Here is a 24679-nt window from a genome sequence, read left to right on the forward strand (position 1 = left end):
CATGAGACACGTCATCTCCCTGCTGATCGAGAACGAAGCCGGCGCCCTGTCGCGCGTCTCGGGCCTGTTCTCGGCCCGCGGCTACAACATCGAATCGCTTACCGTGGCACCGACCGAAGACCCGTCGATGTCGCGCATGACCATCGTCACGACCGGCTCGGACGACATCATCGAGCAGATCACGAAGCAGCTGAACAAGCTGGTCGAGGTCATCAAGGTCGTCGACATTTCCGAGTCGGCCCACGTCGAGCGCGAACTGATGCTCGTCAAGGTGCGCGCCACCGGCAAGGACCGCGAAGAGATGAAGCGCCTTGCCGACATCTTCCGTGCGCGCGTCATCGACGTAACCGAAGCGTCCTACGTCATCGAGCTGACCGGCGACCAGGGCAAGCTCGACGCCTTCGTAGCCGCCATTGATACCGACCTGATCCTGGAAACCGTGCGATCGGGCGTGTGCGGCGTCGGCCGCGGCGACCGCATCCTGAAGATCTGATTTGAACCGCAGTCCGCCCGCCTTGCGCGTGGCGGAACGCACCCTTTCTGCTGAAGCACCGAACCATTGCGAGGAAACGATGAAAGTTTATTACGACAAGGACGCTGACCTCTCCCTCATCAAGAAGATGAAGGTCACCATCGTCGGCTACGGCTCCCAGGGCCACGCGCATGCCCAGAACCTGTCCGAGTCCGGCGTCAAGGTCACTGTGGCCCTGCGCAAGGACGGCGCTTCGTGGGAAAAGGCCAAAGCGGCCGGCCTGAAGGTCGAAGAAATCGGCAAGGCCGTTAAAGGCGCCGACCTGGTCATGATGCTGCTGCCCGACGAGAACATCCCGCAGGTCTACAAGAACGAAGTCGAGCCGAACATCAAGAACGGCGGCGTGCTGGCTTTCGCCCACGGCTTCAACGTGCATTACAACCAGGTCGTGCCGCGCGCTGACCTCGACGTCATCATGATCGCGCCGAAGGGCCCGGGCCACACCGTGCGCTCCGAGTACCTGAAGGGCGGCGGCGTACCGACGCTGATCGCGATCCACCAGGACAAGTCGGGCAAGGCCCACGACATCGCCCTGTCCTACGCTGCTGCCAACGGCGGCACCAAGGGCGGCGTGATCGAGACCAACTTCCGCGAAGAGACCGAAACCGACCTGTTCGGCGAACAGGCCGTGCTGTGCGGCGGTGCTGTCGAGCTGGTGAAAGCTGGTTTCGAGACCCTGGTCGAAGCTGGCTATGCGCCGGAAATGGCCTACTTCGAGTGCCTGCACGAACTCAAGCTGATCGTCGACCTGATGTACGAGGGCGGCATCGCCAACATGAACTACTCGATCTCGAACAACGCCGAGTACGGCGAGTACGTGACCGGCCCGGAAGTCATCAACGACGAGTCCCGTGCAGCCATGCGCAAGGCTCTCAAGCGCATCCAGACCGGCGAGTACGCCAAGCAGTTCATCGCCGAAGGCGGCAGCAACTACCCGTCGATGACGGCCTATCGTCGCCTCAACGCTGCCCACCCGATCGAGATCGTCGGCGGCCAACTGCGCGCGATGATGCCGTGGATCAGCAAGAACAAGCTGGTCGACCAGTCCAAGAACTGATCGGCACCAGCTGACTGTCGGGGCGGGCGTGACGCGGTTTTCCGCGCACCCCGCCCCGCTTCCGTTTACGCGCCGGCACGTGCTCGGCGAATCGCCTGCGCTACAATTGCCGTCATGAATGAAGACCTCGACAACGTGCAGGACCACTACAGCCCGCCCCCGCCGCCGCCCAGCCGCCGCCGGGGCATCTACATTCTGCCCAACCTGTTCACGACAGCGGCGCTGTTTGCCGGCTTCTACGCCATCGTGCAGGCCATGCAGGGACGCTTCGACCATGCAGCCATCGCCGTGTTCATCGCGATGGTGCTGGACGGACTGGATGGTCGCGTTGCGCGACTGACCAATACTCAGAGTGCGTTTGGCGCCGAGTACGACTCACTCGCCGACATGGTGTCCTTCGGTGCGGCACCGGCGCTCATCGTCTACGTGTGGGCACTGCAGGATATCGGCAATTTTGGCTGGATCGCCGCCTTCATCTATTGCGCCGGCGCCGCTCTGCGGCTGGCCCGCTTCAACACCACCATCGACTCCGTCGACAAACGCTTCTTTCAGGGCCTGCCGAGTCCGGCCGCAGCTGCCCTGGTTGCCGGCCTGGTCTGGGTGGTCAACGACAACGGCATTGCAGGCTCGGACGTGGTGTGGCTCGCCGCCCTGCTGACCGTCTTTGCCGGCCTGTCGATGGTCAGCAACGTGCTGTTCTGGAGCGGCAAGGACATCAACCTGCGCAAAAGCGTGCCGTTCATCGTCGTGATCGCGGTGGTGCTGGGCTTTGCGCTGATATCGACCTATCCGGCCGGCGTGCTGTTCGCACTGTTCCTGGCCTATGCCGTATCGGGCTACGCGATCCTTGGCTGGCGTTGGCTGCGCCGGCGCCGCCAGGCGGCCGCGCAAGAAGCCTCGCCGCCCGACGCGGACTGATCAGTCCCGCGGACGCGACGGCGCAGTATTGCGCGCAAACAGCACCACGCTGGTGAACAGGGCGGCCGACAGTACCGCTTCAATGATCGCCAGCGTGCCGCCGATTCCGGCATCCCAGGCCCGCATCACGCCTTCGGTGAAATACAGCAGGATCAACATCGACAGCCACTGATACGTGTATCGGCGGCCTTTCAGCACGCCGAACACTGCTGCCAGCAGCGGCAGAACCTTCAGCATCATCCACGAACCGCCCGGCCGCAACGGCGCCAGCCATGCCTCCCAGACAATGCACAGCACGATCAGCGCAATCAGCAGTGCGCTGGAAATAAGGTTGAGGCTTCGAATGGTCATAACTCTGTCGACAGTTTGATGGCAAGTTCGGCAACGCGACGCCCGAGCGCCACAGCCAGGCGGCGCTCCTCGTCGGTCAGGCGCGGGCTACCGTCGGCCCCCGCGACGTGGCTGGCCCCGTAGGGCGTGCCACCGCTTCTGGTGGTATTGAGATCGGCCTCGAGAAACGGAATGCCGACGATCAGCGCGCCGTGGTGCAGCAACGGCAACATCATCGTCAACAAGGTAGATTCCTGCCCGCCGTGCAGACTCCCGGACGAAGTGAACACTCCGGCCGGCTTGCCAGCCAGCGTGCCGTTGATCCAGGCACCGGCCAGGCCATCGATGAAATATTTCATCGGCGCAGCCATGTTGCCGAAGCGCGTCGGACTGCCCAGCACCAGCCCGACACACTCTTCCAGATCGCACAGTTCGACATAGGGCGGCCCATCAGCCGGCACCTCATCTTCGACCGCTTCGCAGACCGTCGAGACCCTGGGCACCGTGCGCACGCGCGCCGCAGCGCCGGGCACCGAGTGCACGCCGCGCGCGACTTCCTCCGCCAGAGCGCGCACCGAACCGCGGTGACTGTAGTACAGGACCAGAATTTCTTTCATGCTTCCACCGTGCGTCGTGAGGCGCCGATTATACGCGAGGCACCTCGGCCAATCAGCGCCGCGTCCTTGCTTGTGCGGCGGGTTTCAGCTATATTCACGCGTTTTCCGAATTCACCTGCAGGAACTACCCATGGTCGTCATTCGTCTTGCCCGTGGTGGCGCCAAGAAGCGCCCCTTTTTCAACATCGTCGCAGCCGACAAGCGCGACCGTCGTGACGGTCGCTTCATCGAGCGCGTCGGTTACTTCAACCCGGTTGCTTCCGACAAGGAAAAGGCCATCGTGATCAACGCCGAGCGCCTTGAGCACTGGGTGAAGAACGGCGCCAAGGTCTCCGACACGGTCGCCCGCCTGGTCAAGCAGTCCGCGAAGGCTGCCTGAAGCAGCACGCCCGCATGATTGTCCTGGGGCGCATCGTCGCCCCTTTCGGCATCAAGGGCTCGGTGCGCGTCGCACCCTTCGGTGACGACCCCGAAAGCTGGGGTCAAATGCCGCAGTGGTGGATCAGTCGCGATGACAAGGCGCCGGATCACGCCTGGCAGACGGTCGAAGTGACCGACTGCCGCGTGCACGGCACAGGCCTCGTCGTAACACTGAAGGAAGTTGCCGACCGCAACGCCGCAGAAGCGGCGAAGGGCTGGTTTGTCGGCGCACCACGTGAAGCCCTGCCGGAGCCCGGCGACGAAGAATATTACTGGGCCGATCTGGTCGGCCTGGCCGTCGAGAACAAGGACGGCGAACTGCTCGGCGAAGTTGCCGGGTTGATGAGTACCGGTGCGCACGATGTACTGCGCGTCATTGAAGGCGATACCGAGCGCCTGATTCCCTTCGTCGCGGCGTACGCGCTGAAGGTGGATCTGGAAGCCCGCCGCATCACGGTCGATTGGCAGAAGGACTGGTAACAGCGTGGCAGAAGGCACCCTGCCCCGACGTTTTGACGTCGTAACGCTGTTTCCGGAGATGTTCGCCGCACTCACCGCCAGCGGCATCACGCGACGTGCGCTGGATCGTGGTTTGTACGCGGTCGGCTTTCACAGCCCGCGTGACTTCGGGCAAGGCGCGCATCGCACGGTCGACGACCGGCCCTTCGGGGGCGGTCCTGGCATGGTGATGATGGCCGAACCGCTGGAACAGGCCATTGCGGCAGCACAGGCAGCACAGGCTGAAAGCAACGGCACGGCCGGACGGGTGATCTATCTGTCACCTCAGGGCCGCAGACTGGACCACGCGAAGGTCTTGGAGCTGTCCGGGCTGAGCGGCCTGATCTTGCTGTGCGGCCGCTATGAAGGCATCGACCAGCGCGTCATCGACGACTGTGTCGACGAAGAGATTTCGCTCGGAGACTTCGTGCTCTCGGGTGGCGAGTTACCGGCAATGGTGTTGCTCGACGCGATTATCCGACAGTTGCCGGGCGCGTTGAACGACGGCGACTCGGCGCAACAGGATTCATTCGTAGACGGGCTGCTGGATTGCCCCCACTACACCCGGCCGGAGGTGCATCGCGGCCGGCCCACGCCGGACGTATTGCTGTCCGGCAACCATGCGGCGATTCGCCGCTGGCGACTGAAGCAGTCGCTGGGCAGGACCTGGCTTGTGCGCCCCGATCTGCTGGAGTCGCGCAAGCTGAGCAAGGAAGAATCGAAACTGCTTGAGGAATTCAGGCAGGAACTGGGGAGCGAGGGCCACTAGCCCGGACACCCGCCGAGAAGGGCCTGAAACGGCCCGGTACAAAGCGCCTGCATCAGGGAGCATGCTGCTCTGCAGGTAAGAGCCCGATGGGCCATACAACAAACGGAGTTGAACAAATGGATCTGATCCAGAAACTCGAGCAGGAAGAAATCGCGCGTCTTTCCGAAGGCAAGACCATCCCCGCTTTCGGTCCTGGTGACACCTTGATCGTGCAGGTCAAGGTCGTCGAAGGCACGCGTGAGCGTCTGCAGGCTTACGAAGGCGTCGTCATTTCCAAGCGCAACCGTGGTCTGAACTCGAACTTCATCGTGCGCAAGATCTCGTCCGGCGAAGGCGTTGAGCGTACTTTCCAGCTGTACTCGCCGCTGGTCGCCAGCATCGAGGTCAAGCGTCGTGGCGACGTGCGTCGCGCCAAGCTGTACTACCTGCGTCAGCGTTCGGGCAAGTCGGCACGCATCAAGGAAAAGCTGAACTACAAGGGCGCCTGATCGCCCCTGCGAACTGCCTCACGGCAGTCGCAGTTCAGAAAAAAAGGGCTTCCCTGCGGGGAAGCCCTTTTTACATGGTGCCGCATCAGCGACAGCCTTAACGCCGCTCGACGCGATACAGCATGGCGGTGGCTGCAAGCAGGAACAGCGCTGAAGGGGTAATTGCTGCGAGCGCCGGCGGCCAGGCGTTGATCACGCCGAGATTGCCGAACAGTCCGTTGAGCATGTGGAAGCCGACACCCAACATCACGCCGAGGAAGACCTTCACGCTGACCGCGCCCATGCGGTCATGCCCCAGCGCAAACGGCAAGGCCAACGCCATCATCACCAGCACTGCCAGCGGATAGGTCAGCTTCTTCCACAGGGCGATCTCGAAGCGCTGCGTATCCTGTCGGTTGTCACGCAGGTGGGCAATGTACGTAAATAGCGTGGTCACCGACATGCGATCAGGCGAAACCATCAGCACACTGAGCACCTCCGGCGTCAGCTGCGAAGCCCAGTCATAAGCCTCACGCTTAATAAGCCTCACCGACCCTTCCAGCAAACGCGTTTCGGTCACGTCGGACAAGCGCCAGACGCCGGCGGATTCGTCATAGCTGCCGCTGCGGGCCGCGCTCACCGATTCCAGCACGCGCCGGTCATTGAAGTCGTAGATGCGCACGCCGAAGATCGACCCGTCGGGGAACACTGTGGCGACGTTTACGAAATCATCGCCGTCCTTGACCCACAGCCCCGACTCGAGCTGATTCGACATGGCTGCGCCCGTCGCCGCCAGGCGCCATTGCTGCGCAGCCCGCTCAGCCGGAGGGGCCACGACCTCCCCCACCAGAAAGGTCGCTACGACAAACACCGAGCCGATACCTGCGAGGGTCTGCAGCATGCGCCGGGTGGACATGCCGGAAGCCCGCATGACGGTGATTTCGGAATGCCGTGCCAGCGTCGTCAAGGCGTACAGCGAGCCGATCAGCACCACCACCGGAAGCAGTTCGTAGATTCGCCCCGGCAGCAACAAGGCGACGTACACGACCGCGTCGACGACGCCGTAACCGCCGCGCCCGATGTCCTCAAGCTCGTTGACGAAATCGAAGAAGGCAAACAAGCCCAGGAATGCCACCAACAGGATGCCGGTGCCGGCGAGGATCTCGCGCGCCAGGTGCCGCGTAACGATACTCAGCTTCATGAACGTGCTCGCCAGAACGGTGACAATGCGAGCCGGCGATAGAACAGCCCGGCCAGCAAACCAAGCACGATCAGGTGCGGCAGGATCGTCGCCAGCCAGAAGTCGATCTTGCGCTGCGCAACCCAGGCATCACCGATATTGATCGCGTTGCTATAAACCAAATAGGCCAGCACCGCCACGATCAGGTTGGTACCGCGGCCTGCGCGCGGGTTGACGAAGGACAGCGGTATCGCCAGAAACGCCAGCAGCACGGCGGCCAGCGGCATGTTTATACGTGAGGACAGTTCGCCAAGCCCGCGCGGCGTGCGCTCACGGAGGAGATCGGGCGTGGACGTTGTGCGCGTGCGCACAGAAGGACTCGCGGTACGTCGCTGGTCGATGAGCACGCGGTAAGCGTCAAACTCCATCACCCGATAGTCGGCTGATCCGGGCTCTCCGTCGTAGCGGCGCCCATTGGTCAGCACAAGAAACCGGTCGCCCCGATCATCCGACTCGATTGTGCCTTCCTCGGAAGCAATCACGCTGACGCTGCCGCCCTGCATCGAGCTGACAAAGACATTGCGCAACTTGCCGTCCTCATCCGAACCGCTCTCGACGAAGAACACACGCTGCCCACCTGGCGACTCGCGAAATACGCCGGGCGTGACGCGCGTGGTGTCGTCCCGGTTGTCGAGCTCGGCGCGAAACACCTCGCTCTGATTGTTGGCCCACGGCGTGATGAAGAGTGTCAGGGCGCCGATGACAATCGCAATCGGGACCGCAAAGCGCATGACCGGGGAAATGAATGCCGTGAGCGGCAAACCGGAGGAGAACCACACCACCATCTCGCTGTCGCGGTAATAGCGGCTCAGCGTCACGAGTACGGCCACGAACAGGGTCAGCGACAGCACGACAGGCAACTGGGCGAGCGCGCCGAAGCCGATCAGCGCCATGACGGCGTCCGCGGGCACGCGGCCGCCAGCAGCCTGCCCGAGCATACGGATCAGCACGACGCTGATGAGGATCGCGAAGAGAGCCACGAACAGCGCCAATGCGGTGTTGCGAAACTCTTTCAGAAGGGCGTTGCGGAAGATCATCTTGCCCGGACGCTCGCTGAAGTAGTGCCGCGGGTGCAGAAAGTTGCGACGGAGCGTGAGGGCATCACCAACCTTCGGAGATCTGCGCGGAAAAACCGGTTTTGACGGCCTCGCGACGCACGGTGATAATCGACCGCATCATCAACGAGGAATGCTCTGGGAGAACAGCGGTGGAATTTACCATAAAGACCGGCAACCCGGCCAAGCTCGCCACACCGGCGATCGTGGTTGGACGGTATGCCGACCGGAAATCGTCTGATTCGGCTTATGTGGCTCTGGACGAGGCTTCCGGCGGAAAGCTCGAAGCGATTGCCGCCCGCGGCGACCTCGAGGACCGCGCCGGCTCACTGCTCGTCATCCCCGGGCTGGACGGATGCGCCGCCGAGCGCATCGTGGTGGTCAGCCTCGGCAAACACGAGGACTTTGGCGACAAGCCCTGGCGGGACGCTGTTTCCGCCGCAGCGAAATGGCTGGCCAACGGCCCTGCCCGCGCGGCAATGGTGTGTCTTGCCGACCAACCGCCGGCAGGCCGCGATGCAAGCTGGACCTTCCTCAACGCCGCGCGGCTGCTCGCTGACGCCACCTACCGCTATGACACCACGCGCAGCAAGAGCGGCACGGACAAGCCTCGTGGCGCCAGCAGCGTCACGCTGCTCACCGCAGGCAAGGTCAGCGCGGCACTCAAGAGCGCTGCTGCACGTGGTGCGGCTATCGCCGAAGGCATGGCGCTGAGCAAGGAACTGGGCAACCTGCCCGCCAACATCTGCACGCCGACGCACCTGGCCGAAACGGCCCAAGCGCTGGGCCGCGACTTCAAGTTCAAGGTCGATGTGCTCGAGCGCAAGGACATGGAAAAGCTCGGCATGAACTCGCTGCTGTCGGTTGCGCGCGGCTCCCACCAGCCGCCCAAGTTCATCGTCATGCACTACAAGGGCGGCAAGCCCAAGGACAAGCCGGTGGTGCTGGTCGGCAAGGGCATCACCTTCGACACCGGCGGCATCTCGCTCAAGCCGGCGGCCGAAATGGACGAGATGAAGTACGACATGTGCGGCGCCGCCAGCGTGCTTGGCACCTTCAAGGCACTCGCTCGCATGGCTTTGCCGATCAACGTCGTCGGCATCATCCCGACCACCGAGAACATGCCGGGCGGCGGCGCCACCAAGCCGGGTGACGTGGTCACCTCGATGAGCGGCCAGACCATCGAAATCCTCAACACCGACGCCGAAGGCCGTCTGGTGCTGTGCGACGCGCTGACCTATGCCGAGCGCTTCAAGCCGGCCGCCGTGATCGACATCGCCACGCTGACCGGTGCCGTCATCATCGCGCTGGGCAAGATTCCGAGCGGCCTGATGGCCAACGACGACGATCTCGCAGACGAACTGCTTGCCTGCGGACAACGCTCCGGCGACCGCGCCTGGCGCCTGCCGATCTGGGACGACTACCAGGATCTGTTGAAGAGCAATTTCGCCGACATGGGCAACATCGGCGGCCGCGGCGCAGGCTCCATTACGGCTGCTTGCTTCCTGGCGCGGTACACCAAGAGCTACAAGTGGGCTCACCTGGACATCGCCGGCACCGCCTGGGTGTCGGGTGAAGCCAAGGGCTCGACGGGGCGGCCGGTGCCGTTGCTGTCCGAGTTCCTGATTTCCCGCAGTCAAGGCTGAACCAGCGTGCGGGTCCAGTTCTATCACAACACCGAAGACCCGCTCGCGCTGGCCTGCGAACTGATCTCACGCGCACACGCAGGCGGCCGCAAGGTCGCTCTGCGCCTGCCCGACGGCGCGGCGCTACGTCGCGCCGACCAACTACTGTGGACCACCGACCCGCACTCGTTCGTGCCGCATGTGCGGGCTGACCATGCGCTGGCCGCCGAAACGCCGATCGTTCTGGCCGAGGCCGGGAGCGCTGCGCCCTGGCCTCATACCGACGTGCTGTTCAACCTGGCGCCTGACGTACCGCCGGATCTTGCCGGATTCCGTATGCTGGTCGAGATCATTGGTCGTGACGAAGCCGAGCGCGCACCGGCACGCAGTCGCTGGATGAACTACAAACAGCTGGGCCACGAATTACAGGCCTTCGATTCCGAACAGCGCAAGGCGATGTGATGCGCAAGGACAATTTCGACGAAGACAGCGACCTGCGTGAAGCCGACGAGCTGCTGCGCAAGGCCGATGCCTTGCTTTCACGCGGCAGACCCGCCAGCGCGATGGGCGCTGAAGACGACGATTTACCACTGGTCACCGAAATCATTCCGCTGGTTGGGCTGCCGCCCGAGGCAGAAGCCGAACCCGACACGCAGGTCATGGAACAGCTCATTGATCTCGACACCGCGATCAAGCGCGAAATCGAGACCTGGCTGACGCGCGAAATGCCGGAGATCGTCGAGCGCGAACTGGAGCTGCTGCACGGTCGCATCCGTGCAGAAGTCATGGCCAACATGCGGGTTACGTTGCTGCCGCGCCTTTCGGACGAAATCGCCTCGCGCCTGCCCAACGCGGACCGTACGGTCAAACGGCGCTGAGACTGCGCGAATGGGCCCTCAGCAAGGCGGCCCACTGCGCCTCGTCGAACGTCCACTGGTGACGCTGCAATTGCTCCATATCCCGGCGGGCGGCCATACTCGCAGTGGGTCGCGGACGCATTTTCTCCAGGTCGATCAATGCGACCTCGAAACCCTCACTCACGGCCTTGGCCATTACATGCTTGCTGTAGAGGCTGGTGTGCTGCAGCCGTTGGCGATGCAGTCGCCCAAGCAGGTCTCCCACGGCCTGCGCGAGCTGGCCCTTGCGCTCGGCATCCAACGCGACCAGTGCGTCCAGATCGGCGAAACCGTCCAGCTCCTCGGTCACCAGCACGGCCCGGACGCCTTCGGCCGTCTTGTGCACGCCGTGAAACAACCCCACGGGGACACCGATACCTAACTGCTTCAGCTGATTCAGGTATTGCCACTCGCGACTCGCCGTCGGCCAGCCGAAGGGATGAGCGAAGGTGTAGCAGCGGTGATTGAGCTGGCGCTTGACGTAGTACGTGCGCCCGTCGATGACGACCCGCATCATGCCGCTCCAGCCACTGCGCCGGTGATTGGGTTCTTCCACCCACTCGCCGGGCACGTTCCACCAGTAGTCGAAATCCTGTTCAGGCATCGCGTCCCCTTCGAAACAGGCCGTGATGCTAGCAGTTCCAAGCGCAATGCTGGCGCCATGTGGCCGGAAAGCGGTAATCGTTCCGCTATAATTGGCGTCTTTGCCCGCGTACACAAAAGCCGCCATGGAACTCGCCAAAAGCTTCGAACCCGCCGCCATTGAATCCCGCTGGTATCCCGAGTGGGAGTCGCGCGGCTACTTCGACGCCGGGCTCGACACATCGAAGTCCGAGGCCTTCTGCATCCTGCTGCCGCCGCCCAACGTCACCGGCACGCTGCACATGGGCCACGGCTTCAACCAGACGCTGATGGACAGCCTCACGCGCTACCACCGCATGCGCGGCGACAACACGCTGTGGCAACCGGGCACCGACCACGCCGGCATCGCCACGCAGATCGTGGTCGAGCGCCAGCTCGACGCCCAGGGCATCTCGCGTCACGACCTGGGCCGCGAGAAGTTTCTCGAAAAGGTGTGGGAGTGGAAGGAATACTCGGGTGACACCATCACGCGTCAGATGCGCCGCATGGGCACCAGCCCGGACTGGACGCGCGAGCGCTTCACGATGGACGAAGGCCTGTCGAAGACCGTCACCGAAACCTTCGTGCGTCTGTACAACGAAGGCCTGATCTATCGCGGCAAGCGCCTCGTCAACTGGGACCCGGTGCTGGGCACCGCCGTCTCCGACCTCGAAGTGGTCTCCGAGGAAGAGGACGGCAAGCTGTACCACATTCTCTACCCCTTCACGGATGGCCCCATCGACGGCCTCGCGGGCCTGACGGTGGCCACCACGCGTCCCGAAACCATGCTGGGTGACGTCGCCGTGATGGTGCACCCGGAGGACGAGCGCTACGCCCACCTCATCGGCAAGACCGTCCGTCTGCCGATCGCCGATCGCGACATCCCGATCATCGGCGACGACTACGTCGATCGTGAATTCGGCACCGGCTGCGTCAAAGTCACCCCGGCGCATGACTTCAACGACTACGCAGTGGGCCAGCGTCACAAGCTCGACATGATCGTGATCCTCAACCTCGGCGCCGCGATTCCCGCGCAGGCCGATGTGTTCGATACCCAGGGCCAGCGCAAGGGCACGCTCGCCATGCCCGAAGGCATTGCCGGGCTGGATCGCGTGCCTGCGCGCGTCAAGGTCGTCGCTGATCTGGAAGCAGCCGGCGTGCTGGTCGAAGTCAAGCCCCACAAGCTGATGGTGCCGCGCGGTGACCGCACCAACGTGGTCATCGAGCCGATGCTGACCGACCAGTGGTTCGTCGCCATGACCAAACCGGCAGCGGACGGCAAGAGCATCACGCAAAAGGCGCTCGACGTCGTTGCCTCGGGCGAGATCAAGTTCTACCCCGAGAACTGGGTCAACACCTACAACCAGTGGCTCAACAACATCCAGGACTGGTGCATTTCGCGTCAGCTGTGGTGGGGCCACCAGATTCCGGCCTGGTATGCGCTGGAAGGCGACACGCGCCGCGTGTGGGTCGCGCACGATCTGGATGAAGCCGCCGCACTGGCCGCCAAAGACGGCTACCAAGGCGAGCTGGCGCGCGACGAAGACGTACTCGACACCTGGTATTCGTCCGCGCTGTGGCCGTTCTCCACGCTGGACTGGACGCCCGAATGGCCGGCCAAGTCCAACGACGCGCTGGATCTCTATCTGCCCTCCACGGTGCTGGTCACCGGCTTCGACATCATCTTCTTCTGGGTTGCACGCATGGTCATGATGACCACGCACATCACCGGCAAGATTCCGTTCAAGCACGTCTATGTGCACGGCCTGATCCGCGACGGCGAAGGCCAGAAGATGTCGAAATCCAAGGGCAATGTGCTCGACCCGATCGACCTCATCGACGGCATCTCGGTCGATGAGCTGGTCGCCAAACGCACCACCGGCCTGATGAACCCCAAGCAGGCCGCGAGCATCGAGAAGAAGACGCGCAAGGAATTCCCGGAAGGCATTCCTGCCTTCGGCACCGACGCGCTGCGCTTCACCTACGCCAGCCTCGCCAGCCCGGGACGCGACATCAAGTTCGACCTGTCGCGCTGCGAGGGCTACCGCAACTTCTGCAACAAGCTATGGAACGCCACACGCTTCGTGCTGATGAACTGCGAGGGGCAGGACTGCGGCTTTGATCCGCACACCGCCGAGCAGTGCGTGCCGGGCGGGTATCTCGACTTCTCCTTCGTCGACCGCTGGATCGTGTCGCGACTGCAGCGCACCGAGGCCGAAGTCGAAAAGCATTTCGGCGAGTACCGCTTCGACCTCGCCGCCAAGGCCATCTACGAGTTCGTGTGGGACGAATACTGCGACTGGTATGTGGAGCTGGCCAAGGCGCAGATCCAGCAAGGCGATGCCGCCCAGCAGCGCGCCACGCGCCGCACCCTGCTGCGCGTGCTCGAAACCGTGCTGCGCCTGGCTCACCCGCTGATTCCGTTCATCACCGAAGAGCTGTGGCAGACCGTCGCACCGATGACCGGTCGCAAGAACACCGACAGCATCATGCAGGCGGCCTACCCGGTCGCCGACCCGGCGCGCATTGACGAACAGGCCGAGGCCCGCATGACGGCGCTCAAGGCCATGATCAACGCCTGCCGCAACCTGCGCGGCGAGATGAACGTCTCACCCGCCCTGCGCCTGCCGCTGCTGGTTGCCGGCAAGGCCGACTTGGTCGAGCCCTTCGTGCCCTACCTGTCGGCGCTCGCCCGCCTGGCTGAAGTCGAACTCGTGACCGACATCCCGGCCGACGCGCTGGCGCCTGTGGCCGTGGTCGGCGAACACCGCCTGATGCTCAAGGTCGAGATCGACATTGCCGCGGAACGCGAGCGCCTTGCCAAGGAAATTGCCCGTATCGAAGGCGAGGTCACCAAGGCTCATGGCAAGCTCGGCAACGCCAGCTTCGTCGAACGCGCTCCGGCCGCAGTGGTGGCGCAGGAACGCGAGCGCCTTGCCGGCTTCGAGGCAACGCTGGAGCAGCTGCGCCCCCAGCTCGAGCGACTCGCCGCACGCTGAATCCAGGCCAAAGAAGCGGCCCGGCTGCACCGCTACGGTGCGTCCGGGCCGTTTTCTTGCGTTCTTCATCGGCTTTCATATCGCCTTAGACAAAAAAGCCTGTCTTTTACTGAAGTTGCACGGAATTGATCCGTCAACACCATGAAGGCCGGGCATCACGGCCGGATGCAACCCCAACGTGGAGAAATGTCATGTCCCTGTCCGTGCGAACGCGACTCGTCGCGCTGGCCGTGGTCGCCTGTATCGGCCTGATCGTGGTCGGCCTGTTGGGCGTCATGCAATTGCGCAACTTCAACAACACCATGGAAAGCGGACTGGGCCAGGTACGCAGCGGCGTCGCGGCACTGGTCGCGGTCGGCCGTGCCGATTCGGCCTTCAAGACCCAGGTGCAGGAATGGAAGAACATCCTCATCCGCGGCAATGATGCAGCCCTGTTCGAGCGCTACGTGAAGGGTTTCGAGAAGCAGGAAGGCGTGGTCCGCAACAACCTCCAGCAGGTCGAGCCCTATCTGCGCGCCAACGACCCGGCATCGGCCACCGTCGCCAAGCTGCTCGACGACCACGCGCTGCTGGGCGAGCGTTACCGCAACGCGCTGCGCGATTTCGACGTCGCCGACCCGGAAGCCGGCAAGAAGGTCGACACCGCAGTGCGCGGCATGGACCGCGATTTCAGCAAGGGCCTGGACGAACTGGTTGCCGCCATTCAGCAAGCCGAAGCGACCCGCATGGAAGCTCAAGTCGTCTCGTCGGCAAGCGCCTACCTGTCGTCGCGCAACGGCATTCTGGCGACGTTGCTGGCCGGTGCGCTGATCGTCGGCCTGTTGGCGTGGGTGATCATCCGACGTATCGATCATGCGCTGAGCAACTTCGCCGGCACCATGGCCGCCGTGTGCCGCGACTGGGATCTGCGCTTGCGTGCCGACGCGCGCGGTGGCGATGAAATCGCCGCCATCGCGCAAGGCCTCAACGCCATGCTCGAACAGTTCCAGAGCCTGGTGCGCGAAATCAACAATCACGCCACGCAAGTGCAGCAGACCAGTGCCGAAGTTGCCTCGGCAGTCGCGCATATCAACGAGCATGTCGGCACGCTGAACGACTCCACCGCCACTTCGGCGGCATCGGTCGAGGAACTGACGGTGAGCATCAACCAGGTGCGGGACAACGCCGATCAAACGCTGCGCATTTCGGAAGATTCGTCGCGCGCTGCCACTGAAGGCGGCGAGGTGGTACGGCGCACCGCCGACGGCATGCTGGAAACAGCCGACTCGGTACGCGCGGCGGCCGAAGCCGTGCGTCGCCTGGGCCAGCAATCGACCTCCATCGGCAGCATTGTGAAGGTCATCCAGGAAGTCGCCGAGCAGACCAATCTGCTCGCACTCAATGCCGCCATCGAGGCGGCGCGGGCCGGCGAGCAGGGCCGCGGCTTCGCGGTCGTGGCCGACGAGGTGCGCAAGCTTGCCGAGCGTTCCGCCCAATCGGCGCGCGAGATCACCGACAACATCGGCGCCATGCAGCACTCAGCCGTCGAGGCGGTGGATGACATGGATCGCGTGGTCACCAAGGTCGGCGGCGACTCCGAACTGGCGCGTGCGGCAGGCGAAGCCATCGAACGCATCCAGGGCGGCTCGCGTCAGGTCGTGGGTGTGGCGCAGGAAATCGCCAACGCGCTGCGCGAACAGGCTCAGGCGAGCGACACGCTGGCCAGCCAGATCGAGGCCATCGCGCGCTCCAGCGACGAAAACGCGGCTGCCCTGACCGAAACATCATCGGCGGTTGTTACGCTGGAGAACATGGCGCGCAGCATGCAGCACACTGTCGCCCGCTTTGCCGTGTAAGTGCGGCAGAGCACACAAAATGCCCCCCACGCTCGTCGGCTTCGCCGGCTCGCTGCCCCCCGAGGGGGCCGGTTTTGTCTTGGGGCGGCCCGGCGACAAAAAAGGCCATCCCGCGGGATGGCCTTTTTGTTTGTCGCGTCGCGTCTTACTTGCGCCGCAGGTAGAACTCGAACACACGCTCGGCAGTTTCGTTCTGCCCCAGCAGATCGTTGCCGGTCTGGCGCGCAAACGCCTGAAAATCCTTGACCGAACCCGGATCCGTGGCGAGTACCTTGACGGTCTGACCGCTTGTCACTTCGGCAAGCGCCTTCTTCGCGCGCAGAATCGGCAGCGGGCAGTTCAAGCCGCGCGCATCGACCTCCTTGTCAAACTCCATTCGCTAGTACTCCTGTGTGCGGGACGGCGCAGTATAAACGCAGGCCCTTGCTACGAAAACCCGCTGCAACATCAGCGCTGCTCTGCCTTACGGGCATCGTACTCCTGCTTGATCTCGCGCATGCGCGCGTCGATCGCCGACAACTCGTAGAAATCCTTGCTACCCCCGCGCTGTGCCAGTTCGAGTTGTTCGATCGCCGCGGGTAGCGCACCGCGCAGCGCATAGACCTCGGCCAGCGCACGGTGATAGGCGGTGAGCCGGCCCCGCCGTTCCTCGGCGCGCGCCAGCCGCTCCCACAGCCGCGGATCGTTGCGGTCACGCTGTATCGCCGCTTCGGCCAGTTCGGCCGCGCGCTGCGGGTTTCCGGCCGCGTATTCGACATCGATTCGGGCATAGCGCAGCGCCCGACTGTCGGGATGTCGGCGCTGTGCGCGCTCGACGACGTCCTGCGCGCCCTTGGCATTCCTTGCGGCAAGCAACAACTCGACTTCAAGCAATGCGCCGAAGGCCGAACTGCGTGCTTCCTCACTCAATGTGGCCAGTGTGGCGCGCGCATCATCCAGACGGTTGGCACGCATCTGCGCGCGCGCCAGACCATAGCGGGAAACATCATCACGCTGCTCGGCAACGCGCGCCTCGAAGTCGCGCACGGCCTCGACCGGCGACTGCGCAATCACGCGCAACTTGGCGCGCACAAAGGCAAAGTCGGACGAATCGAGCACCTGCCGATAGCGCATCTGCTCGACGCGGTTCTGCATGTCGGCAAAGCGCTCCTGCGTCATCGGGTGGGTGCGCAGATAGCCCGGAAGGTCGCTCTCGTAAATGCGCGTTTCGCGCTGCAGGCGGGCGAAGAAGCCCGGCATGCCGCGCGGATCAAAACCTGCGCGCTCAAGAAGTTGCAGGCCAATGCGATCAGCCTCGCGCTCGAACGCGCGGGAGTAGCCCAACTGCTGCTGGATGGCTCCGGCCTGACCGGCCACAATCGCCGCCTCTGCCAGCTGCGGATTGCTGTTGGCCGCCAGCGCGCCGACCAGCAGCGAGCCCAGCAGCATCGCCATCGACTGACCCTGTTTGCCGAACAACTGGGCAATGTGGCGTTGCGTGACGTGGGCGATTTCGTGGCCCATGACCGACGCGAACTCCGACTCGGTCTCGGCCGTCAGCAGCAGCCCGCTGTGAATGCCGATATAGCCGCCCGGCAACGCGAAGGCGTTGATCTGCGGGTTGTTGATGACGAAAAACTCGAACTCGCGGTCGGGCTGCGGACCGACTGCGACCATGCGCCGACCGATGGAGCTGACGTAGTCCTCGACCTCGACATCGTCCAGATAGGCCGGGTCCTGCCAGCGAATGTCGCGCATGATGGATTCACCGATGCGCTGCTCTTCGAGCGAGGACAGATCGGAGGTGCCCACATCGCCCAGATCGGGCAGATTGAAGGCGTGCAGCGGCGTTGCGGCCAGCGTCGTGGCCAGCGCCAGGGCGGAAAGTCGTTTCATCACGGATGCTATGATAGCGCCCCCTATTGATCGTTCCGGCAAGTCACGCGCATGAGCCAGCAACTTACCCATTTTGATGCCGACGGCCAGGCCCACATGGTCGATGTCGGCGCCAAGGACGAGACGCGCCGCGTCGCGGTCGCCACCGGCGCCATCTCGATGCTACCCGCAACCTTTGCGATGGTGCGCGACGGCACGGCCAAAAAGGGCGATGTGCTCGGCATTGCGCGCATTGCCGCCATCCAGGCCTCCAAACGCACCAGCGAACTGATCCCGCTGTGCCATCCGATTCCGCTGACGCGCGTCGCCGTCGACTTCAGTCTCGAAGATGCCGACAGCCGCATCGTCGTCAGTGTCACCGCCGAAACCGTCGGCCGCACCGGCGTCGAAATGGAAGCCCTGACCGCCGCCAGCGTCGCGCTGCTGACCATCTACGACATGTGCAAGGCCGTCGATCGCGGCATGACCATGAGCGGCATCCGCCTGCTCGAAAAGCTCGGCGGAAAGTCCGGTCACTGGACGGCCAGCGGCTCTGCTGCATAGTTTGCGGGCGTGACATCCCCTCCCTTGGCGTCTAGGCTGTCCAGGCTTGCTGGACCAATGACGACAGAGGGAGAGGTAGCATGGACCCGAACGACGACAACGGAAGCAGCGACGCGGCCCCACGGCCCCGCATCCTGATCAATCCGCCGGTTTTCATCATTTCCGGCGTCCTCACCCTGCTGTTCGTCGGTTTCGCAGTCGCGATGCCCGAGACGGCTGACGTGCTGTTCGGCACGATCCGCGACTGGACCATGCACTCGGCCGGCTGGTTCTATGTGCTGGCGGTTGCCGGCTTTCTGGTCTTCGTCGTCGCGTTGGCGGCGTCATCCTTCGGCACCATCAAACTCGGCCGCGACCACACCTCGCCGGACTACAGCTACACCTCGTGGTTCGCGATGCTGTTCTCCGCCGGCATGGGCATCGGCCTGATGTTCTTCGGTGTGGCCGAGCCGATCATGCACTACGTCAGCCCGCCGGTCGGCGACGCGGAGACGGTTGCAGCCGCCCGCCAGGCGCTGCGCATCACCTTTTTCCACTGGGGCGTGCATGCCTGGGCGATCTACGCCGTGGTGGCGCTGTCGCTGGCCTATTTCGCCTTCCGCCACGACCTGCCGCTGACCATCCGCTCATCGCTGTATCCGCTCATCGGTGAGCGCATATATGGGCCGATCGGCCACGCGGTCGACATCTTCGCCGTGCTCGGCACCATCTTCGGCGTGGCCACCTCTCTCGGCTTCGGGGTCATGCAGGTCAACGCCGGCCTCGATTACCTGTTCGGCGTACCGGTCAACACCACGATCCAGATCGTGCTGATCGCGGTCATCACGGCCATCGCCACGCTGTCGGTGGCGCTGGGCCTGGACGGCGGCATCCGTCGCGTCTCTGAGCTGAACATGGTGCTGGCCGCGGTGCTGGTGCTGTTCGTCCTGATCGCCGGGCCGACGGTGTTCCTGCTGCAAACCTTCGTGCAGAACACCGGCATGTATCTGTCGAACCTGTTCTCCATGACTTTCAACCTCTACGCCTACGAGCCCACCGGCTGGATCGGCGGTTGGACGCTGTTCTATTGGGCGTGGTGGATTGCCTGGTCGCCCTTTGTCGGCATGTTCATCGCACGCGTGTCACGCGGGCGCACGATCCGCGAGTTCGTCGTCGGCGTGCTGTTCGTGCCGGTCGGCTTCACCTTCATGTGGATGACGGTGTTCGGCGACACCGCCATCCATATGGTGATGATCCAGGGCCTCCAGTCACTCGCCGACGCCGTCGCAGCCGACACGTCGGTGGCGCTGTTCCAGTTCTTCGAGCACCTGCCGTTTTCGTCGATCATGTCGCTGCTCGCCACGTTGCTGGTGATCACCTTTTTCGTGACCTCGTCGGACTCTGGCTCGCTCGTCGTCGACATGCTGACCAACGGCGGCCACGACGACTCTCCGGTGTGGCAGCGTGTGTTCTGGGCCGTCGTCGAGGGCATCGTCGCCGCCGCGCTGCTGGTGGCCGGCGGGCTGGGCGCACTGCAGACGGCAACCATCGCCGCGGCCCTGCCCTTCGCCATCATCATGGTGCTGATGTGCGTCGGGCTGTTGCGCGCATTGCGCATCGACAACGTCAAACGCCTAAGTCTGCGCGATGCGCGCGTGCGCGCGGTCGGCGGTGAAGCTGCGCTTGACTGGAAACGCCGGCTGCAAACCCTGGTGCACCAGCCGCGCCGCAACGAGGTGCGCCGCTTCATGCTCGAAGTGGTGCGCCCGGCGCTGGCCGAAGTCGCCGAGGAACTGCGCGAACACGGCATCGACGCACACCTCGCCGAGGAAGAGTCTCCCATCACGCGCACCTGGGTCGAAGTGCGTCACGGTGAGGAGATCGACTTCTTCTACTCGGTACACGTCATGGCCTACGAGCCGCCGAGCTTCGTCATGCGCGACACCCGCCGCGAGCGGCAGGACCGCCTGCGCTACTTCCGCGCCGAGGTGCACCTGCGCGAGGGCGGTCAGGACTACGACATCATGGGCTGGAGCCGCGAGGACATCATCGGCGACGTGCTCGACCAGTACGAACGCCACATGCACTTCCTCAACGCCGTGCGCTGAATCGGGAGGAGACACCATGACCAAGCTCACCCAAACCGCGCTCGCCGCCGCCTGCGTCACCGCCCTGCCCGCCCTGCCCGCTCTGGCCGAGGAGCCGGGCTGGTCCTGGGATTTTTACGCCTCGCTGCGCACCCAGGCCGAGTACGTTGCGCCCGACAACCGCGACGTAATCGACCGCTACACCGGCCTGCGCGACGCCTATTCGCGCTTCGATGCAAACCTGGCGTACCGCTTTGACGGTGGCGCACGGGTCTTCGCACAGCTTGAAGCGCCATTCGACTCGGCCAACTTCCGCGTGCGCGACCCCTACGATCAGGGCGGCTTCGGCCGCGACGAGGCCGAGCCGCTGCGCATCGCGCGCATTGGCGTCGAGGGCGGTTTCGGTACGCTATCGCTGGGCCAGCAATGGATGCCCTACTACAACGCGATTGCCGCGCCGGTGGACTGGTTCAGCAGCTACTACAGCGGCTTTGCCACCTACACCACGCCACGCGTGCGCAACACCGTGGCGTGGGCCAGCCCGCGCGTCGCCGGCTTTGGCGTGGCCGCCTCATGGTCGGCTGCACACGGCAACAAGCAATCCACTGCCCGCATCGAGGACCGTCGCATCCAGGCCACGGCAAGCTGGGCCGGCGGCCCCTGGGTGCTGGCGCTGGGCATGGACGACCGCGGCAACCCCGATGGCTACCGCGACCGCCTGTACGGTGCCACCGCCACCTGGACGCAAGGCGCGTGGTACGCCGCCTTCAAGTACGAGCGCACCGACACCAACGCCCCTGGCGCTTTCTACGGAGACGATCAGCAGGCCTTCAACCTGCTCGGCGCGTACACGGCCGGACGCAACACCTGGAAGCTGATGCTCGCGCGCGTCGAGGGCTACGGCGAGCAAACGGTACACGCCGGGGTAGACCATCACTACAACGATCAGCTGACGCTGTTTGCCGAGTTTTATAGTGAGGGCGCGACCTCGGGCATTACCGCGCGTCGCGCGGGGCTGAGCCGTTTCGACGCGGCCACCAGCGGCGGTCGGGCGATTGCGGTGGGCCTGCGCTACGACTTCTGACAAGGCGCTGACGGCGCCTCTTGAAACGAGGTGTAACGGCCGACAACGAACGCCGCGGAACCCGACCGGCAGTTCTACACTCCACGTATCCATATTGATTTCATTGTCGAGCCGCTGATGCGCAGCCGAGCCATGAGAATGACGGTCCGCCCCTCCCGCGCCACAAGCATGTTCGGCCATGCCCTGCTGGCGGCGGGCAGTTACGCGCTCTTCATCCCGTCGGGATATGCCGAAAACGGGCTCGGCGCGACTTCCCAAAGTCCGGTGTATAGCGTTGCCGCCGCGCCACGCAGCGGCCTGCAGTCGGGCCTGCGGATTCCCGGGCACAGCGACATGGACCTGGGCGGGGGCAGACGCAACGGCGTTGCCGCCTTCGTGCAGATTGAGCAAGCTGGTCGGCACTGGGTCGCCGCAAACAACGCACATGAGCTGCGACTCGCACGCATCGGCTTGCGCGGCAGTTTCGGCACCTTGGCAGTCGAACAGCAGTGGTTGTCCCGCCCCGACGCGGCCACGCCAGCGCCGCTCCACGCCCCGCTGAACAATCGCTTCCATCAGGCACGGCCGGCCCACACCCTGTCATGGACCAGTCCGAGCCATGCCGGCTGGAGCGTCGCTGCGGCATACGCCTACGGCGACCGCCCGTGGCTGTACGACACGCCAAGAGAAGGCCGGATGTACGGAGCCGTGAGTTATCGCCGCGGCGGCCTGACCTTGTCCGGGGCCAGCAACGGTGCACGCGACTGGAACCTGCTCGGCAGCTACACCGAAGGTCGCAACACCTGGCGCTTGACGCTGAGCCGCTTCGAGGGCGAAGACGAACCGATGCTGCAGTTCGGTCTGGATCACCGTTACAGCCGTGCCCTGACCTTCTTCGCTGCCTTCCACCATGAAGACAGTGGCGTGGCACTGACGGACCTCAGCCGGCGCACGGTCACCGAATCCGGACTCCGCAGCGGTCGCGGCATCATGACCGGGCTGCGCTACGACTTCTGAGCCAGCGCTCGGCCGTCAGGCCTTAGGCAACTCCCCCGCCAGATTGCCCGGCTCCCCCGCGGTGTCGATCATGTCGTCGTGCTCGTTCATTTTCCACGGCAGCACGCCTGGCGAAATGTGCAGGAAGTGCAGGTAGTTGCCGAACTGCCCCAGGATGTCGTCAATGATCTCCTGCGTCGAACTGCCGTACATGTCATAGGCCAGGCCGCCATTGCGCAGGAACACCTCGGCGCGGTAGTACAGCTCGTCGCCGTCCTCGTCGCGCGCCATCTGCGGGTAGGCAAAGCTCGGGCGGGAATAGCCGCGCAGACGGATCTCGTAGATGAAGTCGATGTCGCCGTCACGCACGATTTCGATGTAACTGCGCTGATTGGCAACATCGAAGCACACCTCGGCCGGCCAGCCCTTCTCGCGCAGCGCAGCACCCACCGTTTGCATCGCATCGAAGGCGCGGGTGTTGATGAAGCGCTCGACGTCGACGCGCGACGGGAAGTCGATCATTTCGGACAGGCGCTTCTTCCAGCCGCCTGGCTCGGCGTGGCGAATGCCCTGCATGTGAGCCTGCAGGCTGAACTCGCGATGACTCTCGATGGACAGCGCACGCCACATGCCCAGCGCGGCGATCAACAGGATCACCGCAAAGGGCAAGGCACTGGCGATGCTCATGGTCTGCAACGCGGACAGGCCACCGGCCACCAACAACGCCGACGCCACGGCACCCTGCAGCGTGGCCCAGAACACGCGCTGCCAAACCGGCGTGCGCGCGGCGCCACCAGAGGCCAGCGAATCGATCACCAACGAGCCCGAGTCCGCCGAAGTCACGAAGAAGGTGACGATCAGCAGCACCGTCACGAATGACACAAGCTCCGTCCACGGCAGCAACTCGAACAGCTTGAACAGCGCAATGGCGGTGTCCGCCTGCACATCGTCGATCAGCGTGGTGTAGCCCTCGACCATGATCAGGTGCAGCGCGGTATCACCGAAGATCGAGAACCACAGGAAGGTAAACAGCGTCGGCACCAGCATCACGCCCACGACAAATTCGCGGATCGTGCGGCCGCGGCTGATCTTGGCGATGAACAACCCCACGAAGGGCGCCCAGGCAATCGTCCAGCCGAAGATGAACAGCGTCCAGTTGCCGATCCAGTCGCTACGCGAATAGGCCTGCAGGTTGAAGGTGCGCTCGACGATGTTGGACAGGTAGCTGCCGGTGTTCTGCAGAAAGGTCTCGAGGATGAAGATGCTGGGCCCGACCAGAAACACGAACAGCATCAACAGCCCGGCCAGCGCCATGTTGAGGATGGACAGGCGCTTGACGCCCTTGTCCAGCCCGGCCGCCACCGACAGTACGGTCAGGCCGGTAATGACCGCGATGGTGATCACCTGCACGCTCGTGTCGACCGGTATGGACGGCCACAGATAATTCATGCCGGCGTTGATCTGTGCCACCGACAAGCCCAGCGTGGTGGCGATGCCGAACAGCGTGCCGAGTATTGCGAAGACGTCCACCGTGTGGCCGATGGGACCGTGAATGCGCTCGCCGATCAGCGGATACAGCGCTGAGCGCATCGACAGCGGCAGGCCGTGACGGAAGGCAAAGTAGGCCAGCACCAGACCAGTCAAGCCGTAGATGGCCCAGATGTGGAAGCCCCAGTGGAAGAAGGCAATCTGCATCGCCTGCTTTGCCGCATCCACGGTCTGTGCGGCGCCCACCGGCGGCGAGGCGTAGTGGAGCACGGGCTCGGCGACGCCGAAGAACAGCAACGCAATGCCGTAGCCGGCCGAAAACAGCATCGCAAACCAGGCCGGGAAACTGTATTGCGGTTCGCCGTGGTCCGGTCCCAGACGGGTACTGCCCCATTTCGAGATGGCCACACCGACGATGAAGATCAGGAACAGTGCAACCGCCAGCATGTAGAACCAGCCAAAGGTGCGCGTGATCCACGACAGCGTGGCGCTGAAGGCTTCTCCGGCCAGTTCCGGATTGCTCATGGTGCCGATCACCAACAGCGCTGCGACCACCACTGCCGGTACGAAAACCGGCGCCAGTAAAGTCGACTTCGCCAGCGCCGTGCGACCTGATTCCCGAGTGTCCATGCTCCTCTCCGGGGGCCTTCCCCCTTGGCAACCCGACCCATGGTAAGCGCTGGAGCCCGCATGGCCAAACGCGATGGCCTCGTGAACAACCCACACTTCATGAATTCTTGACCTTCGTACGACAGGCGTTTGACGCACC

At 64.0% G+C, this 24679-nt stretch carries 24 protein-coding genes; 16 read left to right on the plus strand and 8 right to left on the minus strand.

Annotated features, from left to right (window positions below; all coding sequences use genetic code 11):
- Position 1: 1 nt before the first annotated feature.
- The 3 genes from ilvN to pssA all read left to right on the plus strand — a co-directional run bounded on the left by ilvN (position 2) and on the right by pssA (position 2507).
- Positions 2-493, plus strand: coding sequence for an acetolactate synthase small subunit (gene ilvN, locus AC6H0N_RS11130; RefSeq protein ID WP_497574176.1), 492 nt, complete (start codon positions 2-4; stop codon positions 491-493).
- Positions 494-572: 79 nt separating this feature from the next.
- Entirely contained in the window at positions 573-1589 is a 1017-nt protein-coding gene (ilvC, locus tag AC6H0N_RS11135; RefSeq protein ID WP_497574177.1) for a ketol-acid reductoisomerase, read from the plus strand.
- Between the two features lie 114 nt (positions 1590-1703).
- Complete coding sequence (gene pssA / locus AC6H0N_RS11140) at positions 1704-2507, plus strand: CDP-diacylglycerol--serine O-phosphatidyltransferase (RefSeq protein ID WP_497574178.1); 804 nt, start codon at positions 1704-1706, stop codon at positions 2505-2507.
- Here the strand turns inward: pssA and AC6H0N_RS11145 are convergent, their stop codons facing one another.
- A complete protein-coding gene (locus AC6H0N_RS11145; protein ID WP_497574179.1) occupies positions 2508-2858 on the minus strand; it encodes a DUF2069 domain-containing protein in 351 nt (116 codons plus the stop codon).
- Positions 2855-3454 carry an NAD(P)H:quinone oxidoreductase gene (wrbA, locus tag AC6H0N_RS11150; protein WP_497574180.1) on the minus strand — a complete coding sequence of 200 codons (600 nt, stop codon included), beginning with the start codon at positions 3452-3454 and terminating at the stop codon, positions 2855-2857. Before wrbA ends, AC6H0N_RS11145 begins: the two co-directional genes overlap by 4 nt.
- 130 nt (positions 3455-3584) lie before the next feature.
- Between wrbA and rpsP the strand changes: the two genes are divergently transcribed.
- From rpsP to rplS, 4 genes are all read left to right on the plus strand, one after another.
- Positions 3585-3833: a 30S ribosomal protein S16 gene (gene rpsP, locus AC6H0N_RS11155; protein ID WP_497574181.1), complete on the plus strand. Its 249-nt coding sequence runs from the start codon at positions 3585-3587 to the stop codon at positions 3831-3833.
- Between the two features lie 14 nt (positions 3834-3847).
- Complete coding sequence (gene rimM / locus AC6H0N_RS11160; RefSeq protein WP_497574182.1) at positions 3848-4354, plus strand: ribosome maturation factor RimM; 507 nt, start codon at positions 3848-3850, stop codon at positions 4352-4354.
- Between the two features lie 4 nt (positions 4355-4358).
- Positions 4359-5141 (plus strand): tRNA (guanosine(37)-N1)-methyltransferase TrmD, encoded by a 783-nt coding sequence (trmD, locus tag AC6H0N_RS11165; RefSeq protein WP_497574183.1) that lies wholly within the window; start codon positions 4359-4361, stop codon positions 5139-5141.
- A gap of 116 nt (positions 5142-5257) precedes the next feature.
- Positions 5258-5629 carry a 50S ribosomal protein L19 gene (rplS, locus tag AC6H0N_RS11170; RefSeq protein ID WP_497574184.1) on the plus strand — a complete coding sequence of 124 codons (372 nt, stop codon included), beginning with the start codon at positions 5258-5260 and terminating at the stop codon, positions 5627-5629.
- Positions 5630-5726: 97 nt separating this feature from the next.
- Here the strand turns inward: rplS and lptG are convergent, their stop codons facing one another.
- A complete protein-coding gene (gene lptG, locus AC6H0N_RS11175) occupies positions 5727-6809 on the minus strand; it encodes an LPS export ABC transporter permease LptG (protein ID WP_497574185.1) in 1083 nt (360 codons plus the stop codon).
- Positions 6806-7885 (minus strand): LPS export ABC transporter permease LptF, encoded by a 1080-nt coding sequence (lptF, locus tag AC6H0N_RS11180; RefSeq protein ID WP_497574186.1) that lies wholly within the window; start codon positions 7883-7885, stop codon positions 6806-6808. The genes lptG and lptF overlap by 4 nt, the downstream gene beginning before the upstream one ends.
- 170 nt (positions 7886-8055) lie before the next feature.
- On the opposite strand from lptF, the gene AC6H0N_RS11185 reads away from it, so the two are divergent.
- From AC6H0N_RS11185 to AC6H0N_RS11195, 3 genes are read left to right on the plus strand one after another with little or no spacing between them, the layout of a single operon-like run.
- Positions 8056-9549, plus strand: coding sequence for a leucyl aminopeptidase (locus AC6H0N_RS11185; protein WP_497574187.1), 1494 nt, complete (start codon positions 8056-8058; stop codon positions 9547-9549).
- A 6-nt stretch (positions 9550-9555) separates the two neighbouring features.
- Positions 9556-9990, plus strand: a complete 435-nt coding sequence (locus AC6H0N_RS11190; RefSeq protein WP_497574188.1) for a DNA polymerase III subunit chi — start codon at positions 9556-9558, stop codon at positions 9988-9990.
- Positions 9990-10406, plus strand: coding sequence for a hypothetical protein (locus AC6H0N_RS11195; protein ID WP_497574189.1), 417 nt, complete (start codon positions 9990-9992; stop codon positions 10404-10406). The genes AC6H0N_RS11190 and AC6H0N_RS11195 overlap by 1 nt, the downstream gene beginning before the upstream one ends.
- Here the strand turns inward: AC6H0N_RS11195 and AC6H0N_RS11200 are convergent.
- Positions 10393-11028: a lipopolysaccharide kinase InaA family protein gene (locus AC6H0N_RS11200; protein WP_497574190.1), complete on the minus strand. Its 636-nt coding sequence runs from the start codon at positions 11026-11028 to the stop codon at positions 10393-10395. The genes AC6H0N_RS11195 and AC6H0N_RS11200 overlap by 14 nt on opposite strands.
- 124 nt (positions 11029-11152) lie before the next feature.
- Here AC6H0N_RS11200 and AC6H0N_RS11205 point away from each other — a divergent pair, with 124 nt between their 5' ends.
- Together AC6H0N_RS11205 and AC6H0N_RS11210 are read left to right on the plus strand one after the other, a co-directional pair.
- On the plus strand, positions 11153-14044 hold the full coding sequence (locus AC6H0N_RS11205) for a valine--tRNA ligase (protein ID WP_497574191.1): 2892 nt from the start codon (positions 11153-11155) through the stop codon (positions 14042-14044).
- Positions 14045-14235: 191 nt separating this feature from the next.
- Positions 14236-15879, plus strand: coding sequence for a methyl-accepting chemotaxis protein (locus AC6H0N_RS11210; RefSeq protein WP_497574192.1), 1644 nt, complete (start codon positions 14236-14238; stop codon positions 15877-15879).
- 145 nt (positions 15880-16024) lie between these two features.
- Here AC6H0N_RS11210 and AC6H0N_RS11215 read toward each other — a convergent pair whose 3' ends face one another.
- Complete coding sequence (locus AC6H0N_RS11215) at positions 16025-16255, minus strand: sulfurtransferase TusA family protein (protein WP_497574193.1); 231 nt, start codon at positions 16253-16255, stop codon at positions 16025-16027.
- 71 nt (positions 16256-16326) lie between these two features.
- Positions 16327-17754: a M48 family metalloprotease gene (locus tag AC6H0N_RS11220; RefSeq protein WP_497574194.1), complete on the minus strand. Its 1428-nt coding sequence runs from the start codon at positions 17752-17754 to the stop codon at positions 16327-16329.
- Positions 17755-17805: 51 nt separating this feature from the next.
- Between AC6H0N_RS11220 and moaC the strand changes: the two genes are divergently transcribed.
- The 4 genes from moaC to AC6H0N_RS11240 all read left to right on the plus strand — a co-directional run bounded on the left by moaC (position 17806) and on the right by AC6H0N_RS11240 (position 22443).
- A complete protein-coding gene (gene moaC / locus AC6H0N_RS11225; protein ID WP_497574195.1) occupies positions 17806-18297 on the plus strand; it encodes a cyclic pyranopterin monophosphate synthase MoaC in 492 nt (163 codons plus the stop codon).
- 80 nt (positions 18298-18377) lie between these two features.
- A complete protein-coding gene (locus AC6H0N_RS11230; protein ID WP_497574196.1) occupies positions 18378-20384 on the plus strand; it encodes a BCCT family transporter in 2007 nt (668 codons plus the stop codon).
- Positions 20385-20400: 16 nt separating this feature from the next.
- A complete protein-coding gene (locus tag AC6H0N_RS11235) occupies positions 20401-21447 on the plus strand; it encodes a porin (RefSeq protein ID WP_497574197.1) in 1047 nt (348 codons plus the stop codon).
- Positions 21448-21585: 138 nt separating this feature from the next.
- Positions 21586-22443 carry a hypothetical protein gene (locus AC6H0N_RS11240; protein ID WP_497574198.1) on the plus strand — a complete coding sequence of 286 codons (858 nt, stop codon included), beginning with the start codon at positions 21586-21588 and terminating at the stop codon, positions 22441-22443.
- A gap of 15 nt (positions 22444-22458) precedes the next feature.
- Here the strand turns inward: AC6H0N_RS11240 and AC6H0N_RS11245 are convergent, their stop codons facing one another.
- A complete protein-coding gene (locus AC6H0N_RS11245; RefSeq protein WP_497574199.1) occupies positions 22459-24540 on the minus strand; it encodes a BCCT family transporter in 2082 nt (693 codons plus the stop codon).
- Positions 24541-24679: the final 139 nt, after the last annotated feature.

This window comes from Pseudazoarcus sp. NS34, from assembly GCF_059703725.1.

What these genes read in the sequence shown, in the direction of transcription:
- ilvN (WP_497574176.1), top strand. Translation starts at nt 2, where the DNA reads ATGAGACACGTCATCTCCCTGCTGATCGAGAACGAAGCCGGCGCCCTG.
- ilvC (WP_497574177.1), top strand. Translation starts at nt 573, where the DNA reads ATGAAAGTTTATTACGACAAGGACGCTGACCTCTCCCTCATCAAGAAG.
- pssA (WP_497574178.1), top strand. Translation starts at nt 1,704, where the DNA reads ATGAATGAAGACCTCGACAACGTGCAGGACCACTACAGCCCGCCCCCG.
- AC6H0N_RS11145 (WP_497574179.1), bottom strand. Translation starts at nt 2,858, where the DNA reads ATGACCATTCGAAGCCTCAACCTTATTTCCAGCGCACTGCTGATTGCG.
- wrbA (WP_497574180.1), bottom strand. Translation starts at nt 3,454, where the DNA reads ATGAAAGAAATTCTGGTCCTGTACTACAGTCACCGCGGTTCGGTGCGC.
- rpsP (WP_497574181.1), top strand. Translation starts at nt 3,585, where the DNA reads ATGGTCGTCATTCGTCTTGCCCGTGGTGGCGCCAAGAAGCGCCCCTTT.
- rimM (WP_497574182.1), top strand. Translation starts at nt 3,848, where the DNA reads ATGATTGTCCTGGGGCGCATCGTCGCCCCTTTCGGCATCAAGGGCTCG.
- rplS (WP_497574184.1), top strand. Translation starts at nt 5,258, where the DNA reads ATGGATCTGATCCAGAAACTCGAGCAGGAAGAAATCGCGCGTCTTTCC.
- lptG (WP_497574185.1), bottom strand. Translation starts at nt 6,809, where the DNA reads ATGAAGCTGAGTATCGTTACGCGGCACCTGGCGCGCGAGATCCTCGCC.
- lptF (WP_497574186.1), bottom strand. Translation starts at nt 7,885, where the DNA reads ATGATCTTCCGCAACGCCCTTCTGAAAGAGTTTCGCAACACCGCATTG.
- AC6H0N_RS11195 (WP_497574189.1), top strand. Translation starts at nt 9,990, where the DNA reads ATGCGCAAGGACAATTTCGACGAAGACAGCGACCTGCGTGAAGCCGAC.
- AC6H0N_RS11200 (WP_497574190.1), bottom strand. Translation starts at nt 11,028, where the DNA reads ATGCCTGAACAGGATTTCGACTACTGGTGGAACGTGCCCGGCGAGTGG.
- AC6H0N_RS11205 (WP_497574191.1), top strand. Translation starts at nt 11,153, where the DNA reads ATGGAACTCGCCAAAAGCTTCGAACCCGCCGCCATTGAATCCCGCTGG.
- AC6H0N_RS11210 (WP_497574192.1), top strand. Translation starts at nt 14,236, where the DNA reads ATGTCCCTGTCCGTGCGAACGCGACTCGTCGCGCTGGCCGTGGTCGCC.
- AC6H0N_RS11215 (WP_497574193.1), bottom strand. Translation starts at nt 16,255, where the DNA reads ATGGAGTTTGACAAGGAGGTCGATGCGCGCGGCTTGAACTGCCCGCTG.
- AC6H0N_RS11220 (WP_497574194.1), bottom strand. Translation starts at nt 17,754, where the DNA reads ATGAAACGACTTTCCGCCCTGGCGCTGGCCACGACGCTGGCCGCAACG.
- moaC (WP_497574195.1), top strand. Translation starts at nt 17,806, where the DNA reads ATGAGCCAGCAACTTACCCATTTTGATGCCGACGGCCAGGCCCACATG.
- AC6H0N_RS11230 (WP_497574196.1), top strand. Translation starts at nt 18,378, where the DNA reads ATGGACCCGAACGACGACAACGGAAGCAGCGACGCGGCCCCACGGCCC.
- AC6H0N_RS11235 (WP_497574197.1), top strand. Translation starts at nt 20,401, where the DNA reads ATGACCAAGCTCACCCAAACCGCGCTCGCCGCCGCCTGCGTCACCGCC.
- AC6H0N_RS11240 (WP_497574198.1), top strand. Translation starts at nt 21,586, where the DNA reads ATGACGGTCCGCCCCTCCCGCGCCACAAGCATGTTCGGCCATGCCCTG.
- AC6H0N_RS11245 (WP_497574199.1), bottom strand. Translation starts at nt 24,540, where the DNA reads ATGGACACTCGGGAATCAGGTCGCACGGCGCTGGCGAAGTCGACTTTA.